Source organism: Carboxylicivirga sp. (assembly GCF_982718395.1).
This window is the reverse complement of sequence record NZ_CEXQWX010000021.1, coordinates 33,519-53,961: the sequence shown is the minus strand read 5'-3', so window position 1 is coordinate 53,961 and position 20,443 is coordinate 33,519. Positions and strand designations below refer to the sequence as shown.

The 20,443-nt window shown below is 39.1% G+C and carries 11 protein-coding genes; 1 reads left to right on the top strand and 10 read right to left on the bottom strand.

Going from position 1 to position 20,443, the window contains the following annotated elements:
* Positions 1-619: 619 nt before the first annotated feature.
* Positions 620-6,685 (bottom strand): FG-GAP-like repeat-containing protein, encoded by a 6,066-nt coding sequence (locus tag AC4MRQ_RS06455; RefSeq protein ID WP_491196839.1) that lies wholly within the window; start codon positions 6,683-6,685, stop codon positions 620-622.
* Between the two features lie 22 nt (positions 6,686-6,707).
* On the bottom strand, positions 6,708-7,151 hold the full coding sequence (locus tag AC4MRQ_RS06450; RefSeq protein ID WP_491196838.1) for a T9SS type A sorting domain-containing protein: 444 nt from the start codon (positions 7,149-7,151) through the stop codon (positions 6,708-6,710).
* A 307-nt stretch (positions 7,152-7,458) separates the two neighbouring features.
* On the opposite strand from AC4MRQ_RS06450, the gene AC4MRQ_RS06445 reads away from it, so the two are divergent.
* Entirely contained in the window at positions 7,459-8,166 is a 708-nt protein-coding gene (locus tag AC4MRQ_RS06445; RefSeq protein ID WP_491196837.1) for a DNA alkylation repair protein, read from the top strand.
* A gap of 54 nt (positions 8,167-8,220) precedes the next feature.
* Here AC4MRQ_RS06445 and AC4MRQ_RS06440 read toward each other — a convergent pair whose 3' ends face one another.
* From AC4MRQ_RS06440 to AC4MRQ_RS06405, 8 genes are all read right to left on the bottom strand, one after another.
* Entirely contained in the window at positions 8,221-8,724 is a 504-nt protein-coding gene (locus AC4MRQ_RS06440) for a hypothetical protein (RefSeq protein WP_491196836.1), read from the bottom strand.
* Between the two features lie 297 nt (positions 8,725-9,021).
* Entirely contained in the window at positions 9,022-9,633 is a 612-nt protein-coding gene (locus AC4MRQ_RS06435; RefSeq protein ID WP_491196835.1) for a hypothetical protein, read from the bottom strand.
* Positions 9,634-10,065: 432 nt separating this feature from the next.
* Complete coding sequence (bglX, locus tag AC4MRQ_RS06430) at positions 10,066-12,387, bottom strand: beta-glucosidase BglX (protein WP_491196834.1); 2,322 nt, start codon at positions 12,385-12,387, stop codon at positions 10,066-10,068.
* 19 nt (positions 12,388-12,406) lie between these two features.
* On the bottom strand, positions 12,407-14,044 hold the full coding sequence (locus tag AC4MRQ_RS06425) for a sulfatase family protein (RefSeq protein ID WP_491196833.1): 1,638 nt from the start codon (positions 14,042-14,044) through the stop codon (positions 12,407-12,409).
* A 2-nt stretch (positions 14,045-14,046) separates the two neighbouring features.
* Entirely contained in the window at positions 14,047-16,224 is a 2,178-nt protein-coding gene (locus AC4MRQ_RS06420) for a glucoamylase family protein (protein WP_491196832.1), read from the bottom strand.
* A gap of 2 nt (positions 16,225-16,226) precedes the next feature.
* Entirely contained in the window at positions 16,227-17,594 is a 1,368-nt protein-coding gene (locus tag AC4MRQ_RS06415; RefSeq protein WP_491196831.1) for a glucoamylase family protein, read from the bottom strand.
* 9 nt (positions 17,595-17,603) lie between these two features.
* Complete coding sequence (locus AC4MRQ_RS06410; protein ID WP_491196830.1) at positions 17,604-19,085, bottom strand: sulfatase family protein; 1,482 nt, start codon at positions 19,083-19,085, stop codon at positions 17,604-17,606.
* Between the two features lie 13 nt (positions 19,086-19,098).
* Entirely contained in the window at positions 19,099-20,439 is a 1,341-nt protein-coding gene (locus AC4MRQ_RS06405; RefSeq protein WP_491196829.1) for a sulfatase family protein, read from the bottom strand.
* Positions 20,440-20,443: the final 4 nt, after the last annotated feature.

Sequence of the window (20,443 nt, the reverse complement as noted above, 5' to 3'; positions counted from 1 at the left end):
GGTAATAGCCTTCCATTCACTCCACCAACGAGAAGGAGCTTTGTCCCAAAATCTATAATAAGTATAGAATATGTAATTATAAAACATTTTATTAAAGTAATTAAACCAACAATGCTCCATAATTCAGTGAAGAATTTGTATCCCACCTGATGTATCAAGTCTTCATAGTCGCTTAGATAGCCGATTTCTTGGGCTATTTAATAATCATCTCAGATTAAACCAATTGAGGTCATGAGTCATAAATGACCTATTATTCGATATCTCATTATAAACACGGAGGCTATGAATGTAATTATCGAAATAATAACATAAAACATGACCATTCTATCCTTAACTTTTGATTTTTTATCAAGATACTTAACAAATTTATGTTCATGCCTCTTATTATATAGGAATCTGAAATAGTTGAATAAGCATATTGCAATGAAAACACCAATATAGTTTTTGTATTCAATTAGCTTTACATCATAGTTAAAAAAACAAATTACATACCCAACTGTAAAATTCAACATCATCAACATTGATAGTTCCATAAAAGCTGCAAATGCATACGTTGGGGTACCTAACCTTTTATGACCATAGTAAAAATGACTATATATATAATCCATAGTTTTTAACTTTAATAAGGGTATCCTGCTCCAATTTTCCAATGCCAGGTTCCTTGATTTATGTTTCTATTATAATGATCTATAAACGAATTATAATGTGCCTTACCTAGGTAGTAATATGAAGAAATCATAAAACCTGCTGGGCCAGCCATTCTAACTCCGCTTCCAAGGTATGGTAATATTCTTGAACCAAATGCACCAATTGTTGAGAATGTTATATCTGCTGAATACTCCACTCCTCCGTATGTTTCGTCATTCCAGAGCCTATAAGTCTGACTGACTGCACCAACCCCAAAGGCGAAAGTACCAAAATAATTAAGCCCTGTACCCAATGGCTTCCATCTTTGAAAATAATTGGTGCCTTTTGCAAACGACTTTGAAAAATCATATACGCCTCGGTGGTCGACATTTCTAATTGTCCCATACAGAACACTTACGGGTTGAAACGATCGTATTTTATCAGCAATAGCCATACTTCCAATACTTGTAGCAATTGAAATATTGCCTATAATCCCACTAAGTGAATTACCCTCACTCGAATAGTCAACTTTTTTATATCCCCTAACAACATTTTTTAAAACTTTACCTGTTTTAGAATCTATTACTCGATAGCCCCATGGTTTTAAGCTGTATGAATCAAGCCTGTTAAGTACTGTTCCAAGACCAACAACATCATTTCCAACATCTGTTGAACGATAGGTATTTGAATACCAGTCGTAATACATTCCTCCATATCCTTTTCCGTTCATACCAAATCCAGGAGGTTTATAGCCTCCTCCTATACTTAAGCCTGTTATTCTGCCTCCTCTACCTCCGAATGTACTGGCGGAATACTTCGACCATAAGCCTCCTCCGTCTTGTGTCTCATCATACATATCATCCTCGCTATCCTCCCGCATAAATTTTGCAATCCGATAACCACTCGGATCAGTATACTTTAAAGGATTATTTAAACAATAAGAGTAACGGTTAAAGTTTTGGGTGTTGGTGGGTGATTGTACTACAGGATCGGCACTTAAAAAGCGGCCAACAGTGGGGTCGTACAAGCGCCCGTTCATATTAACCAGGTTAAACCAGGGCAGTTCCTCGTGGGCGGTAAAACCGCGTCCGGCCAACAGATCGGGTTCACCGCTTAAAGTATATTGCCAGGTGTCTTTGTCGCGCCGGCGGCCCCAGGCATCAAAGCTGTATTCGTATACAACTGTATTGGAGCTATTTAATACCTGCGTGATACTTCCCAGGTGGTCGCGCAACAGTTTATAATAACTGGTAGTGCTTCCCTGTTTAATAGCTACAACAGGTGCAGAGTAAGCATCGCCGCCAATCCAGGTATATTCTTTGGTTGTACTGCCTGCTGTTTCTTTAATATATCTGCTTCCAACATATATACGGGTGAGTATAGTATTGCTCTGCTCTTTAACCTCCATTTTGCAACGTTGGCCATCACTGTTGTATATTAAGCTGGCATAATAGTCGCCCTGGTCTATATTGCTCACCTGGTTAAAGGAGGTGTAGGTTACCGATTGTCCTTCACCCGGTATAACACCAGTGCTTGAGCTAACTTCGGTTAGCATATAAGGTTTGGCACTATTATTATAAACAAAAGTATTGGTGCCTATATCGCTTTTGGAGCTTATATTTCCATTGGCAGCATAATTCATACTCAGGTTTTGCGGCCCGCTTACGTTGGTCAGCCTGTCCAGGTTATCGTACGTAAAACTTTCGGATTTACTTTTCAGGTAGTTCTCGCGTGAGTCCAGGTTACCGTTAACAGCATTAAAGGCAAAGCGTATATCCTGCTTCCAGGTACTGCCGGCCTGTGCCTTAATATAGGTGGGTAAACCATAAGCATCGTACCCGTATTGTTGTTGCAAACCATTGGCATAGGTAGCACTGGTTACCTGTTGCCTGGCATTCATGGCATCAATGGCATACTGCACTGTTCCGCCTGCCGAAACAGAGGATAAGTAACCGTATGTGTTGTAATTATTGGTTTCCACTATGCCAGATGGATGGGTAATGGTACTTAAACGCCCTTTAGTATCGTATGTAAAGGTAGTAGAATAAGTGATTCCGGAAATGGTTTCGCCAATATTGTTTACCCTGCCTTTGGTGTCGTAAGCGTAGGTACGGTTAATACTACCGGGTGAGCTAACACTGCTCAATTGTTTATTGCTGTTGTAATTGTAAGTGGTAGTGCCTTCGGGTGTTACCTTGTTATTTAAACGTCCGTCAGCGTGATAATTAAAGGTAGTGGTCTGGTTCCGGGCATTTTTTTCGGTTTTTACCCGTCCAAAGGCATCGTATGTACTGATGATGGTTCCTGCACTGGGGTCAACCATTTTATTCTTGTTACGGGCCACATCGTATTCAAAGGTAGTGGTTGCACCTCCTGGAGCGGTAATACTTTTAACCTGTCCGTCAGGATAATAGTTATACACCAGGTTACCCCCGTTATCGTGTGCAGTACTTACTAAACCACGGCTGTCTGTTTCCTGCCAGACGCTTTTTCCATCAGCCGTCACCGTTACACGGTTGTTGTTGTATGCATAATCGGTTTGCCGGCCGGTGGCATGGTTAATTAAATCGATTCGTCCATAGCTATCGTAAGTATTTACATTCCATTGCGATGGCGAAGTTGATGCACTGGGTTCCGATACCCTGTAGCTTTGCCCTTTGCTGTTATATTCGCTTACCATATAACTGTACGAGCCGTCAAAGTTTCTAATATCGGTTCTGATTACCCTGCCCAGCATATCGTGCCAGGTTTTACTTAAAGAGCCATCGTTGCCTGTTTGCTGTGAATAATAAACAGCAAGGGAAGGTCCTCCGCTAAGCCCCCAGTTAATTGACTGCGACATTACCGAACCATCGGATATGGTGGTAGAAGTATTACGGTGCAGATCATCGTAAGCATAGGTGATGGTATTGTTCAGGTAATCAACTTGCGATGATAAACGACCATATGTGTCGTAATTGTTGGTACTCACATGCCCTAAACTATTGGTAGTTGTTTTTTGCCTGATGCCGTTACTTTCGTAGGTAAAGCTTGTGTTTTGGCTGCTTACCCCACTACCTCCATTGGTTATATTTATAATATTACCATAAGTATCGTAATTGTTATTTATGTATCGGTAATAATTGGTTCCTTCAAATTCTTTCACATAATCGGGTTTTATAATTCCATCCGTATTATAGGTAAACGAGGTTGTTTTTGAAATACTTGTTTGCCCGCTTTCGGAATAGGTTACTGTAGATGACGTTGGTAATCCGAGAATCCATGTGCCTGTATTATTGCTATAGGAAGTCTGCGTTGTTGCTGTAACACTATTACCGTAAACAACCGTGTTATTGGTTACATTACCATAATTGTCGTAAGTGTTGGTAACGTTCCTTGTGTGCCCGGTTAAATTGTTAGTGATAACTGATGATGAAACATATGGAAAGAAAACACCATCTTCTGTTTCTTTTTCGCTCCAGGTATTTACAATTGTAGATGTAGTTGTTGCACCTGTTTTACTCTCGTTGCTACTCAACTGGGCATAATAATGCGCAGGATGCACTGTGAAATTTTGTACAGACAACTGATTGGTTTCAACATTCTTTGTTTGAACCTGCTCAAAACAAACTATCCCTTTTCCCTGCAGATGTAATTTAGCACCACTATAAGTATATTCACTGGTTGCAGTACCTCCAATACCATTGTCTGACTCTATCTTATCCACCACTAATAAATCACCCTGGTAATCACTCATCGGGAAACCGGCCCCATTACCTTTAGTATAATGAGTTCCGTTTTCGGATAATGTTTTATAAGTAACACTGGTTAGGTGTCCCAAACCGTTGCGCACGTGTTGCAGTGCATAATTAGCTGGTCCGTTGTGTTTGTAAATATTATATGTAGTGCCTGCTTTTAATACTTCGTTGTAACCGTTTCCATCAAAATCTCCTATACATATCGGCTCATCGACAATATTACTAACAGTAGACATGGCACTGCTAAAATCGGTGCCATCGTCAATCGGGAAATATATCTTGTTGTAATAGGAACTGCCACTTTGTGATGATACCATTAACTCTGTCCTGCCATCTCCATCAAAATCAATGGTTCTCACTATTTTGTCTTTTAACGAAGATTCCTTTTGAGATATTGAGTAAGTTTTAAATCCTGTACCTGTAGACAGGTGGATTTTCCAGGTGGTCCAACTGGAGGAGCCAAGACCATAAACAAGCATATCCGTTTTACCATCACCGTTGAAGTCTCCCAACGATAAATGATGATCTTCATTAACAATGGTAGAGTTATAAACCTTTGTACTACCACCAGCATCGTATATTTCCAGCTCTGTACCGGTCAGATTCCAATAGTCTGTGTTACCATCACCGTTAAAATCTTTACTGGCATTATCCAGGGTAAACGAAGAATTACTTCCTGAGGATATTTGCGTCAACGTACTTGTTAAGTTGCCATCACTTCCCATTGAATATATTTTCCACTGCCCCATTCCATTAACAACAAAAATGTCATTTATGCCATCTCCATTATAATCTGCCCCATTGAAGGTATAATCGTCGGCAACATGAAAGTTGTCATCCAGATCTGTTACAGGTATTACAAGCGGGTTGGTTAAATAGTAAAACTGAACTGCTGAGCTGAACGAAGTTCCGTTGCATATTACATAGTTGTAGCTAAAATCAAAAGGCGTTTTTTTATAATAAACAAGGTCATCTATTCCATCGGCATTTATATCCATTGCCATAATGTTTTCAGCAAATGCAAAATAATTACCTGTTGTTTGAAAACCTAAAGTAAAAGTACCATCTCCATTACTAAAGTACACTTTATGCCCTGTCCAACTGGCTCCATCGCCCGGACGACAAAATAAATCTGTTTTGCCATCGCCATTAAAATCCCCTTCGATCATCACTGATTGGGATGAGATATAAGCATGAGATGCACCTCCTCCATAAGTATAAGACCAGCTTCCGGGAATGTTATAACCTATTAGTGTTGAATTATACCGTGTGCCATTAATTCCATATTCCACCACTTCGTTAAGCACAGAATAACGTTGAAAGCCTGATGTGGGGTATGCATATTTAAATTCGTATTTTCTAATGAGAGTATTATTGTATTTTATTTCAATGCGGTCCAGCAATAAGCGCTGTTGCATTTCCACACCTTTTAAAAATACTTTTTTAATATCGTCTCTTTCCTTATAATAAAAGCTTACTTCATTAGCACCGTAACTAATTTTACTGATGTAGTTAAAACAATTATCCGGCTGGTACTCAAAGTTTATTTCATTGCCGTAAACATCCTCGGTTTTATTAACAAACCATCTTAAAGTTTCGTTAAAACCAGTAATTGTTTGGCTGCTATTGCCTCCTCCATAATACATTTTAGTACCATCTTTTAAGTTGGCAATAAAACTACCCGGACCATAACTACCTGCTGTACATGTTAACTTAATAAAGTTATCCAATTCTGTTCTGTAAACAGAACCGTTAAGATTGTAATCTTCTGCACCATCAATGCAAATTAACCTTTGCCCGTTTAACAACAACCTATCAAGGTTGTCGAAGTTAATGCCAGAATTTGGGTGAGCTGGAGTAAGGGCAAAACGGCCATCGCCAATTGGAGCATTATCGTAATAGTACCTTTTCCCTGTTCTGCTTACTGAGGACAGACCACCAATGCTCCAGCCATAACCACAGGTTCCAAAGCCTCCGTTGCTTGAGTAATTAATGGAAAGTGATGGTGTTAAACCACCGGGGCCGGCTGGCAGGTTTATAGGAATTGAATATTGTGCATCTCCCATACTACCCACATTGAGCATACCTTTACTTGTTCCAACTTCGTAATTGGTACTTACTGAGTTGGTTTGCGGATCTTTGTAGGTGGAATAGCTGACACTACCTCCAATTATTCCACTAAAAGCAGGAGGTTGGGTTGGAGCTATTAAGCAAACAGAATTGCTCTTTGGGTTTGAGCTGACTTTTGCATTGACTGTTACGATAGAGCTAACAGGTATCAGCACCATAGCAATAACAGTGGCTAATGACATTTTAGACATGAGATATGATTTGGTTTAAAGTTTAGTCTTTGATGATTTTCCATTTAAAAATCTGATCTTCAATCAGGAGATGCAGAATATATATACCTGACTTATAGTCTGAGAGGTTAAGTTCAATTTGAGATTCCCCTGTTTCTTTACTAATAAGTTCAGTCCCCTCAATGTCAAAAAGTTTGAAGTTAAATTGTGTTCCATTTTCATAACCTCGGATATTAATTTTCAATAACCCTTTGGTTGGGTTGGGATATATTTTAATTCCGGTGGTTTCTGAAATATTTAACTCTATTTCTTGTTGAGATTTATTATTGGAACTTTTAAGTAAGTTAATTACTCTTTCAGTCCTGTTACCGGATGCGTCATAACTATAAGTGAAACTTTGAGTTTGACAATAAGAGTTAAAAAACTGACTTTCAAAAAGAATAGAAAACAAGAGGATTGCCAGAAGTTTAATTGCAGGTTTTATCATGTTTTTGTTAATAGGGATTAGTGTTATTTGATTAGTTTCGTATCATTTACGAGTTGTTAAATTAAACAAATAAATTCAAATATAAAATTTTGAAAAGAGATATATAGTTAATCTGTTATTAGCGCGTTGACATGATAGACTTGCTGCTATGTTCAGTAAGGTTTTATTTTATTGTCAAAACTGAGTTTTAAACATACAAGGTGTAGTGACAGTAATAGATAATTACAATGTGGTCGTTTTCAAAGAGGCGTTATCGAACAAATGCATACAGGCATTTGTCTAAGATTTAAACCTTTAAGAATTTGATATGAATGCAACTGATGTTTTAAAAGAACTGGAAGGCTATGGCAATGAGGCCACTAAAAGAACATTGATAAAGCATGGCGCTAAAGAACCCTTCTTTGGTGTAAAAGTGCAGGATTTGAAAAAAATATTGAAGAAAACGAAGAAAAACCATGAGCTTTCGCTGGAGCTGTATGCTACAGGCAACTCGGATGCTATGTACCTGGCAGGCTTAATGGCCGACGAAAAACAGATTACTAAGGAACAGTTACAAGAATGGGTGAAAGGGGCTTATTGGTCGTATTTAAGCGAATATGCGGTACCATGGGTAGCTGCTGAAACCAGCTTTGGTTTTGAACTGGGACTGGAATGGATTGAGTCGGATTCTGAGACCACTGCTTCTGCCGGCTGGAGCACTTTGGCCTATTATGCCGCGGTTAATACAGATGATAAGTTGGATATTCAGGCTTACATCAACTTATTGGAACGGGCTGAAAGGGAAATTCATAACGCTCCCAACCGCGTGCGCTATACCATGAATGGTTTTGTAATTGCCATTGGTTCATATATTGAAGCGCTCACCGAAAAATCAAAAGTTGTTGCTGAAAATATTGGTAAAGTGCATGTTGATGTCGGAGGAACTGCCTGTAAAGTGCCACTCGCTACTACTTATATTGATAAAGTTATTGCAAAAGGTAATGTGGGTAAGAAACGTAAGACAGCGAGGTGTTAGGGTTGGTTTGCAGGTTGGGCACTGATTGCAAATCCGCTGTAGCAATTGGTTCTTTTAAAAAGATTCAAATAGGCTAATATTCACGCAAGTAATTTCTATCGTCCAAAAGGTAATAGCTATAATAAAGCCCACCACCAAAGAGATGACAATATACTTTTGGGTGGGTTTTACAGCTTCAGTTAGTTTGGATTTGTGAAACTTATAAGCAACAAATAAAGCGGCCGATAACAGAATTCCCCAAATAATAACTTCTGGTGATTTAACTACACCATTAAAAATCACCCCAATCATCAGACCTATTGTAACAGCGAATATTAATATTTGATTGGCCAGCCATTTACTTACATTATTAATCAAACCTATTAGTCCAATAATTAAAAGTACTGACCATAGAAAAATAAAGCTGTAAGTATTCTCTTTGTACTTTGCAAAATCAACAAATTCGTAAGTCTTGTCATACATACCAGGTAAAACCGACCACTGATATAATTCTTTAACTAAAAGAGTTACACCCAACAAGGCTTCTAATAATGGAACGAGATGTCTGGAAATTTTCATATAGTCATTTATACCTATCAATAGCTGAAATTATCAACACCATTTTATGTATCGTACTTATAGCCCTTAAAATCAAACCTTTTATTACCATAGCCCTGACGGACTATGCTAATATGTATTGCCCTTTCAGGGCAAATGGAAAGCAACTTTCAATTATCTGGCCTGTAATGCCCAAACATCAGTGATATAGCATCTTTGTTAGGCACGGATTACAAATCCGCGCCAGCGCCATATATGCTATGGTTTGATTTCTAAGGAAATTTAATTGAATATCCTTTTCTTAAGTCATTTTGTTTCTCACGAAATAACTTGAATCTTATGGATAACATTATATATACGATACTCTGCTATTCTGTAATCGAAAAATTCCTGTGGTGTATAGGTAATCCGAACCGTTTCGTTCATGAGCGATTTGTATTGCGAGGTCAGTTCAAAATTCAGATTTGTTTCGATAAACGTTAACCAATAAAATTTGGTTGTTTTTCCTTTGGCATCCATAAGTGAAAAAACGATGAACTTATTCTCCTCTATCTTGGTGATATGACCATCAATGTAGCTAACAGCGGCATCTTCCTCTTCTATTTCAACGTCAGCTTTTAATACCATCTCCATTAATGCATCCGGACAAACGGATGCCATTTTAAGACCAACAACACTACCAAGTTCCTCTCCCTGCGTATCAATTTTATTTAAGTCAATACCATATTCTTTTTTCAATTGTTTTTTATAAGGTGCTGCAGCTTCTATCATACATAGCCCCAATTCTAAATTATAACGTTCCGGCCCCAGTGTATCGGGTATAGAAGTCAAACATTCACAGGCTTTCTCGGCAATTTTTTCCATAAAATCTTGCGAAGATGCAAGGGTTGAAAATGCGGTCAGTAGAGTGATTAAAATAGTAATCTTCATTCGTAAATTGTTTTTTTTATAATAATGCGTTAATATACAAATTTTATTGCCTGATACGTTTTAGACTATTTATTGTTTCGGGTGAAATAGCTATTCTAAAATAACTTTATTAACACGAAATCAGCTGTTGAAATCAATTTAGTACTATTTGATGTATCGGGCTTACAGTCCTCAAAATCAGATCTTATATGGTCATAGCCCTAGCGGACTATGCTGATATGCATTGCCCTTTCAGGGCAAATAGAAAGTGGCTTTCAATTATCTGGCCTGTAATGCCTAAACATTAGTGATATAGTATCCTTGTTAGGCACGGATTGCAAATCCGCGCCAGTGCCATAATACTAAAAACCCACCCTATATCGGAAGCATAGGATGGGTTATTTACCATTTAGGAATAGGTTAATGGGGCTTCATACCCCATTAATGTCTATTTTATTCTTCTAAAACAAAAGTTTGGTGATTAGACTCATCTTCGGCATGTTTTGCTATCCAAATATCAAACTCGCCAGCTTCTACGGTCCAATTCATGTTTTTATCCGTAAAACCTAATAATTCGTTGTCAATCACAAATTCTACTTTTTGGGTCTCACCTTTCTGCAGAAGTATTTTCTTAAATCCTTTTAACTCCTTGATTGGTCGGGTAACGGATGCTACTTTATCACGAATATAAAGCTGAACGATTTCTTCTCCTGCCCTTTCACTATTATTACTTACCTCGACACTCACTCGTAATTGCTCTCCTTTTTTCATTTTAGTACTGCTTATTTCACAGTTCGAGTAATCGAATGAAGAGTAGCTTAAACCATAACCAAACGGGTATAATGGCGAATTAGGCACGTCAATATATGAGGATTTATAATCCGTCGGAGCTTCTTCGCTGAAAGGACGACCGGTGTTCTTTACATTGTAAAAGATAGGAATTTGTCCCACATTGCGCGGAAAGGTCATTACCAGTTTTGCAGAAGGATTATAATCACCCGAGATAACATCAGCAACGGCATGTCCAGCCATTAAACCAGGATACCAGGCTTCAACAATGGCATCTACATTTTCAGCTTCCCAGGATAAATCTAACGGACGTCCGTTGAATAGTACCAAAACAATAGGCTTACCTGTCTTTTTCAGTTCTTTTAATAATTCACGCTGGTTACCCGGTAGGGTGATATCGGTACGACAAGCTGCCTCACCTGACCAATGGTAATTCTCACCCATTGCAACCAGAATTACATCACTTTTTCGTGCAGTTCTAATAGCCTCAGCAAATCCACTTTTATCCGGCACATTTACTTTTGATACACGTGCTGTTGAACGGTCGATCAATGGCAATTTTGTACCAAGTGCATATGAGAACTGTACTTTTGAGTCTGCATACTTCTCAGTTAAACCTTCACGAAGAGTGACAGATTTATTACGATTGCCTTTGATAGCCCATTCTCCATTCAAACTTTCACGCTCATCAACAAAGGGCCCGATCAGGGCAACGCGCTTCTTTTCATTTTTTGCTAATGGCAGTACCTTATTATCATTTTTTAGCAAGACAATTGAGCCTTGTGCTGCCTGACGAGCCAACTCAATGTACTGTGGATTCATTACCACCTCTTTCTCCCGCTGCGCATTGCAGTAACGAAACGGATCATCAAACAATCCTAAAAGGAATTTCATCTCCAAAATGCGCGACACTGCAATATCGATTTGCTTTTCAGACACTTTACCTTCCTCAACCAATTCTTTCAAATGAGTAACAAAGGCTTCGCTGATCATATCCATGTCAATGCCGGCATCCAGACTTAATTTGGCACCATGCTTCAGATCTTTTGCGAAACCATGATGAACTAATTCCATTATAGCCGTGTAATCTGTTACCACCATACCACCAAACTGCCATTGCTCACGAAGGATATCGTTAAAAATATATTCATTGGCAGTACAAGGCACGCCGTTTAAATCATTGAAAGCGGTCATAAAAGAAGCTACACCGGCATCAACTGTCGCTTTAAACGGTGGTAAATAGGTTTGGTACAAACTATGTTCTGATAAATCAACTGTATGATAGTCACGTCCGGCCTGAGCCGCACCATAGCCTACAAAGTGTTTGGCACATGCCATCATCGTATTGGGTTTTGACAAATCATTATAGGTATCAATCCCCTGAAAACCTTTGACTCTCGCTTGTGCCACCTTAGAAGCCAGGTAAACATCTTCACCTGCTCCTTCCATAACTCTTCCCCAACGTGGATCGCGACCGATATCTACCATTGGAGCAAAGTTCCAGGCCACACCCGAAGCCGTAGCTTCTTCGGCAGCAGCACGTGCTGTTTCCTCCATCAGTTGTAAATCCCATGAACAAGCTTCAGCCATCGGAATCGGGAAGGTTGTTTCCAAACCATGGATTACATCAGCTGCAAACAACATTGGGATTTTTAACCTGGAATGTTTAAGATTCTGTTCCTGAAGCATACGAACATGATCAGCACCAAAAACATTAAAAGTACTGCCAATCATTCCCTTTTTCAGGTATTCACCAGACTGGTTATCACTCACTTCTCCTGTTGTGGCGAAATTACCAGAATATTGATTCATCTGACCAATTTTCTCTTCCAATGTCATTAAACTTAACACGGAGTCCACTTTGGTCTCAATTTTTGGATCACCACTGTAACTTTTCCATTCTTGCGTTTCTGTTGAACTTTGGCAAGCTGCGAATATACCCGCACTCAATACACAAAGTACAGCAGACTTCATCTTTCTATTCATGCTCCTCGTTATTAGTTTGTTATATTTTATTATCTCTTTCAGTTTGATATGCAACTGTTGTTCTGGGTTCTAATGTTTTGTCGTTATGATCGTTGTGTTTTAGAAAAGTTGTCTTCAACTCTTCAATTAGTTCCTGGTGTTCAGCTGCATCAATCAGATTATTTTTTTGTTGCAAATCCTCTTTAAGATTATATAATTCAGTTGCCTTGTTTTCGCGATCAACAACTAACACCCAGTTATCCTGACGTATAGCCCCATCGTAAGCAAAACCAGCCTGATAAATGATGAAAGGATGCAGTGGAGTTTGCTCATTTCTGTTGCCTGTAATAAGTGGCAACAATGAAGTACAATCCATTGCCTGATCAGGTTGCATACTTTGTCCGGTCAGTTCATACATGGTGGCAACCCAATCCTGTGCTAATACAGGCTCGTTTGAAACTGAATTTGGTGATACTTTGCCCGGCCAGGAAATAATAAATGGTATCCGGTGCCCACCCTCATAAATTGAAGCTTTATAGCCTCTCAATGGACCGTTATTGTCATGTTCAGGATTGCCAAAATCACAAATCTTTGGCCACAATGCACCGTTATCGCTGGTAAAAATTACAATAGTATTTCCAGCAATATTTTCATCTTCTAACTTTTGCATCAGTTTACCCACCTGCATATCCAACTCATAAACAAAATCGCCTGTTGCCCCACCTGTAATCCCATTAACCTGTTCGTTTAATTCTGTATCATCACCATCGAAATCATTAGGAGGAGTGTGAGGAACATGGATGGCCTGAGAGGCGAAATACACCATAAAGGGTTTATCTTCCGACTGCAATTTGTTTTGATGTAAATGATCATCAATAAAGCCAAGTGCTTTATTTATCATCATAATACCAGTTTGACTCGAATTGTAATCCACATCTCCTATTCCGGGATTTTTCGGGTGCTCAACAATCTCTGATATACCATTATTCATCTCATAGCGCCCATTAATCCATAGCTTGGTACTGCTGTTATCGGCAGGCTTTTTCGGATCAAAGGGTGCAAAATTGCCATTTTCAAAAAATGCAAATGGTTCATGTTGAATGCCGCTGGGTAATGAATAGGAATAATTAAAGCCGTATTCATTTAATGAATTATGAACGCCTTTACTAAAGTCCATTTTTGATATTTCTTTTTGCTCGCGGATCAGGTTGCCATCTTTGTCATGAACATCTCCTCCCAGGTGAGACTTACCGAAAAAGGCAGTGCGATAACCTGCTTTTTGCATCACTTCAGCTACAGTGATCTTACGACCAGCTTTAGTGTGATTGTAAGGATCAGAGAAAATAGATGGACTGTTGGTATTCCAGGCACCTCCTGCACGATAAGAACGGTAAGGATAACTCCCTGTTAACAAACTAAATCGTGACGGTGCGCATAAAGCAGCCGGAGAATGGGCGTCAGTAAAACGTATACCATCAGCAGCCAGCTGATCCAGGTTGGGTGTTGGAATTTTACCGCCATAACAACCTAAATCACCGTAACCTATATCATCGGCCAAAACAAAGATTACATTAGGTAATTGAGGTTTTTCCTTTGTCTCCTTTTCAGTACAAGCCAACGCCGTAATGAAAAATAAGGGAAGTATAAATACTTTGAGATTTTTATTTAGTAGTTTCATGCCTATTGATTTAGTTTGCTCAATTTCATAAGTGTTTCCGAAATTTCTTTATTCTTCATAAATAAATCCCAGATCAGTCCGGTCCGGTAGTTCTCAATCATAATGGTTACAGGTGCCTGGTTTAGTCCCATATATATTTTGGCCTGCCAGTTTTCTTCCAGGTTAACAGCATCTTTAAAGCCATATTCTCCCCATAAGTATTGACCATTATTCCGGTACATATTTTTAAGTGCAGCCAATGACTGTTGGGGAGTATATGGAAAGGAAGCCAAAGCTCCTGTAGGTGCCATAGTACCTTTATCTTTAGCTAAATTGGGTTCAATAGCATCATAACCCCAGGGACCATCACTGGCCGTCAGCCCCCAGAATGCGTCATTAAATCCTTTATGGTTTTTCGGATTTTCAGAACAATATCTCCAGTTAATAAGGGCTATATTGCGGTTGTTCTCAAAGTAATTGGTGTATTTGTCTGTTACATCATGGGGATTCATCCCAAGGTATGAGTAATGGATGAAGAATAATGGTCCTCCATTGGAAACACCAACCGGAAGCTCGATTCCGTGGTAATACTTGCCATTACTGTAGTTTGATCCGTCATCAGTCTTACCCCAATTCTTACGGTACTTAACAGCTTCCTTATCGTGACTAGCCCAACCATTGTAATACATTGACATTGGTATTGGATGTGTTGGCGATGCCATGGCCAGAATGTAGGTTATCATTGTTTCGTTCCAACCAATGAGTTTATGGTCAATAACCCACTCTTTATCAGGTGACCAATGCCATGTGAGAAATTTATTTTCCTTTTCACGATCATACCAATCCCATTCTACTCCTTCCCAAAGCTGAGTGATGGCTTTTCGAATCTGTTTCTCTTCCTTAGTATTTCTGTCAAAGTATGAACGAGCTACTAACAAGCCTTGATATAAGAAGGACGTTTCTACCAGATCGCCACCATTATCACGCTCTCCAAAGAAAGGTTCTACTTTTCCTGTTGGACCATCAATGAAATGCGATACGGCTCCATGGAATTTATCACATCTTTTCAGGAATGAAGTAATGGTGAGCATGCGTTTTACGGCCTGTTCACGTGTAATAAAACCTCTTTCTGCTCCAACAACAATAGCCATAATTCCAAATCCCGATGCACCAGTAGCAATCATATTCTTTCGTCCCGGAATATTCTCAAGAGCCAGTCCGCTGTGAGGTTCAGCTCCCTCCCAGTAATAACGGAATGAAGCTTCCTGCACCATATCCAGCAGTTGCTCGTCATTCATCTCATAAGTTGCGGCTTTTGTTATTGCCGAGGTACCTGTTTCATTATACTGGTAATCAACGAATGAAATTTTATAGTGGTAAGTTTTATTGGTCTGTCCTGTATAGTCGGTATAACGATTAAAAAAAGGTCGTTGGATGCCTACAGGTTTGAAATCCTGACCATCCTCTGATCGATAAACCTTGATGTATTTTATGCTTTCATGATTAATGCTTTCCCAAGTGATATCAACATGCCTATCGTAGCCGTTTGCTTTAATTTCCGTTGGTTCGGGAAGTTCTCTATGAGCTAATTCCGGCAATAGTTCTATCTGGTCAATCAGTATCGTTCCCTTACCATGCACCTTGTTATCTGAGAATACGACTATATTGGGTTTACCTTCTATCCCTTCAAGATCACTTAGCGGAATTTTGATAAACTTCCATCCGTTTTTAACAATACCAGTCAGGTAATTACCAACTGGAACTGATTCAGATCGATTATCACTAATAATAATATCTGAACGGCGCTGTTTTTTCTGAATTCCAATTTCAACATTTGGAAGCAACTCAACTGGTGTGTCTCCTGTATACAACCAAAATGAAAGATGATTAGCTTTTTTAAAGAAGTCATTTCCCCTTAAACGCTCAAATTCAATTGTTGCTTCCCAGGAACCTTTATCATTGGTGTAATCAAGTGCCAATGAATTGGGTGGTGTAAAAAATGTCTTATCATTGACAGGTAGCTTGTTTGCTATATTTTTTACATAACACCCTTCACTATACTGTACATTTGAGAAAAAGTATTTTCCTGATAAGGCACTGTTTTCAAAGAATATATAATCATACTCGCGCTCCTGCGCCTGTATAACTGAACTAAAGACTAATATGACAATAATTGCCTTTAAAATAATCCTGTGCTTCATAATTAGAGATTTAGTTTTTTAAATCCAGCCTTATTCATACTTTCCCTGACATAAGGGTTTTCCATAAATACATTCCAGACACCACCGTTCCTGAAATTTTCTATCATTAGTACTTCATTCCCTTTATCTATTCCAATAAAGCCATTGTCGTACCAATCCTGATGTGGATTAAATGAATCGACAAATCCATATTTACCCCATATTTTATCACCGTACTTTTCGTACATATATTTGATGCTGCGGAGGGATTCCTCTGGTATAAATGGTAAAGAAGCAATAACTGCTGAAGGTGCTAATGTTCCGTTATAAGGATGATCAAAACCAATGTATCCGTCTCTGCCTGCACAGGCTGTCCATCCCCAAAGTTCCTCATTGTATTCAACCATCTTACCCCAGTTTTGGGTGTAACGACGGTTAGCTTTAATGGCATTTACAGCAATATCCCAGTGGTTCGCATAATTGTCTTTTTTATTTCTGAAATCGAACCAGCATATGGGGAATTGGTATAAGTATGCGTGGGGCTGCATTATACCATGAGGTGTTTTAAACGGTCCGATCTCACCGTAAACCTTCAACCAGTCAGCTCCATTTCCACTATTGTAGGCATCCCAGCTTTCAGCAGGAATTGAATACGATGGCGAACCTAATCCCACTAAATATACCAGGCTATATTCGTTATAGCCTTTGTACTCAGGATTAAACCAGTTCTCTTCAGCTGGTTTCCATCCCCCGGTGATGGCCATGTTTTCATTGAGGTATTTGTCCCATTGTGCCTGCTTATAGACCTTTGTAGCCAGTTCTTCAAGTTCTGTTCCTTTAAAATAAGTCATAACATGAAGCACGCCAGCCATTAAAATGGCACTGTCAATGGTTGATACTTCGCATCGTCCGTGTCTTTTGCCTGTATCTACATTTACAAAATGATAGAATAAACCATCCTTCCCTTCAACACAGAAATCATTTATATCATCCGGGTTTTTATAGTAACTGTTTAGAATAAGCAGTATTCTCTTGTATACTTCATCTTTAGAAACCCATCCCCTGTCAACACCTATACAAAAGGCAGAAAGTGCGAAACCAGAACTGGCAATACTGGTTCGGCGACCTTTGTGTTCATCAGCTATTAAACCGGTTTGGGGATCAAAACCATCCCAGAAATAATTAAAAGCATTGCGTTGTATTTTATCTATAAACAACTGGTCTTCACCAGATAAATTCTGCCATGCTTCGGAATGTGTTTTGTTATCAGTTAATGAATCCTTTTTATTTGAATCACCTTGCTTATGCATGCAGCTAACTGATATAATTGCAATTAATCCTACAGCAAGTAGTTGTGTAACAGATTTAAATTTGGGCTTTATGTTTTTCATAGCATAAGTTTAATCTTCAATTAATTTTCCCATTTCACGATTCCCTTGACCCTTTTCAATTCCAACATTTAAATCGCCAAGCTCTTTACGGGCGACTTCAACCTCTTTCATTAATTCTTCCACCTTTTCCGGATAAGAATCAATTACATTGTATTGCTCACCAGGATCGCGCATCAGGTTATATAATTCAGGCTGTTCAACCGTTTTGTTGATCCTTTTTCCCTCATAACCATCATTTCCAGGTGCAGTATTGTATGATTGCCAGGTATGTGGCAGTACTAATTTCCAGTTTCCTCTCCTGATACCATTCAGATTATTTTTTCCAAAATAAAACCATATATCTTTTCGTGGTTCAGCGTCAAAATTGCCTTGCCATAATGGAGCAATGCTCACTCCATCAATCTTATTTTCAGGTAAAGACGCCTTAGCAATTTCAGCAAAGCTGGGTAAGATATCGATGGCGCAGCTTAACTTATTACAAACTGTGCCAGCCGGGATAACATCTGGCCACTTTACTATAAAAGGCACTCTTTGGCCTCCTTCCCAACTGGTTGTTTTGCCCTCGCGTAAGCCTCCTGAAGAACCAGCATGATTACCAAAATTTAACCATGGACCATTATCGCTTGTGAATATCACAACTGTATTATTCTCAATACCATTTGTTTTCAATGCTTTCATGATTTCACCGAGTGACCAGTCTAATTCCATCATCATATCACCGTATAACCCCTGTTCACTTTTCCCTCTGAACTTATCGGAAACACCTAATGGAACATGCCCCATGGGGTGCGCCAGGTAGGCAAAAAAAGGTTGATCAGCATTGCGGTTAATAAAATCCACAGTTTTTTCAGTCAGTAATGTGGTTAATTGATCTTGCCTATGAAGTGTTGTGATATATTCAACAGGATCGTTTCCTTCGATAAGCGGAAGATCGGGAAAATCACCACGTCCTTCACCAGGTTTGGCTCTTGTCCCATCTACTTTTATCGGCCACATATCGTTAGAATACGGTACACCTACATATTCATCAAACCCATGCTGCAAAGGCAGGAATTCTTTATGGTGACCCAAATGCCATTTCCCAAATGCGCCACTAACATATCCCTTCTCTTTAAGCATTTCGGCTATGGTTATTTCATCAGGATTAATACCAATGGTATGATGCGGAAACAATGCTCCAGAGAAGCCAATGCGATTAGGATAACATCCTGTGAGTAAGCCTGCACGGGATGCACTGCATACAGGTTGTGCTGCATAAAAGTTGGTAAAACGCATGCCTTCAGCAGCCATTTGATCGATATTTGGGGTGGTAAAGCCTGTTGCTCCATAGCACCCGGCATCTCCATATCCCATATCATCAATAAATACAACTACAAAGTTTGGCTGCTCTGATTCAGTTTTTTTTACACTATCAATACAGCCACTTATCGCGGAGACGACAATGACTGTGCAAATGATAGCTGATAATGTTAGCTTGGATATAGTTTTCATCGTCCAAAATTTATTATTGTTGTTCAGCCAGTTGTTGTTCCCATTTCTTAAACAACGCCCTTAATTCATTGACTTTTTCCGGATTATCCTGATATACATCAACACGTTCTCCTTTATCTATTGACAGGTTAAATAACATTGTATCAGCAGGTGCATTATGATCTTCGAGAACCATTTTCCAATCATCATGACGAATGGCCATATCCTTACCTCGTTTCCAATATAAAGTCTCATGAGGTCTTTGATCTTTCTTCTCCTCATCATTTAAATATGGCAGCAGGTTGACACCATCAAAGCCGTACTTTTTAATGTTTTTCAGGTCAATAAATGAAGCTATGGTTGGCAGTACATCCAGGTTAGTAACTGGCTGATCGTAATGGGTACCTGACTTAATTTGTCCTGGCCATTTAATAATAAACGGAATTCTGATACCTCCTTCAAGGCAATCACCTTTCCAGCCTCGGAATGGCCCTGTTGATGACATATCGCCCATTTGACCTTGTGGTGATCCGTTATCGCTAATGAAAAATATCACTGTATTCTCAGTCAGTCCCTGATTTTCCAATTCAGCCAGTACTTTTCCGATGCCATCATCCATGGCGAGGGTCATTCCTGCAAAAAGTCGTCGTTGCCTGCTTTTAATATGCGAAACTCGTTCAATATACTTATCCGGCACTTCCCAGGGAAAATGTACTGCGTTATATGCCAGGTAGAGACAGAAAGGATTTCCAGTTTTATCCGGATGATTACGCTCCATAAAATCAATGGCCTCATCTGTGAATACTTCTGTTGTATATCCTTCATAGTCGACCATTTCATTATTTCTAAAAATTGGCCAGTATTCGCGAATGCGGGTGAATTTCTTTTCGGCTTTAAAAAATGAATGGGAACCATTCAGAAAGCCATAAAATTCGTCCCAGCCCCTTTGATTTGGTCGAAGTGATTCATCAGCACCCAAATGCCATTTACCGATAATACCTGAATGATAGCCAGCAGGCTTAAGAATCTCAGGCAGCATTTTTTGTTTTTTAAACAGTTTGATATTTGGATCTTCATCCCTCGAGTTCTGTCCATTTGTAAATCGCTGTTGATAAACGCCAGTTAGTAATCCACATCTCGACGGCGAACAGATTGAAGAGGAAACATAGCCTTGGGTGAAATACACGCCATCCTCAGCCAATTTATCAATATTGGGTGTTAAAATATCATCAACTCCATGATAACCAACGTCGCCCCAACCCATATCATCGGCATAGATGATAATGATATTTGGTGATTTAGATTTGTCAGATGCTTGCAAAGAAGAGCTAAGCAGCAATAAACAAGAGGCTATAATTATATGTGAGATTTTCATAGTG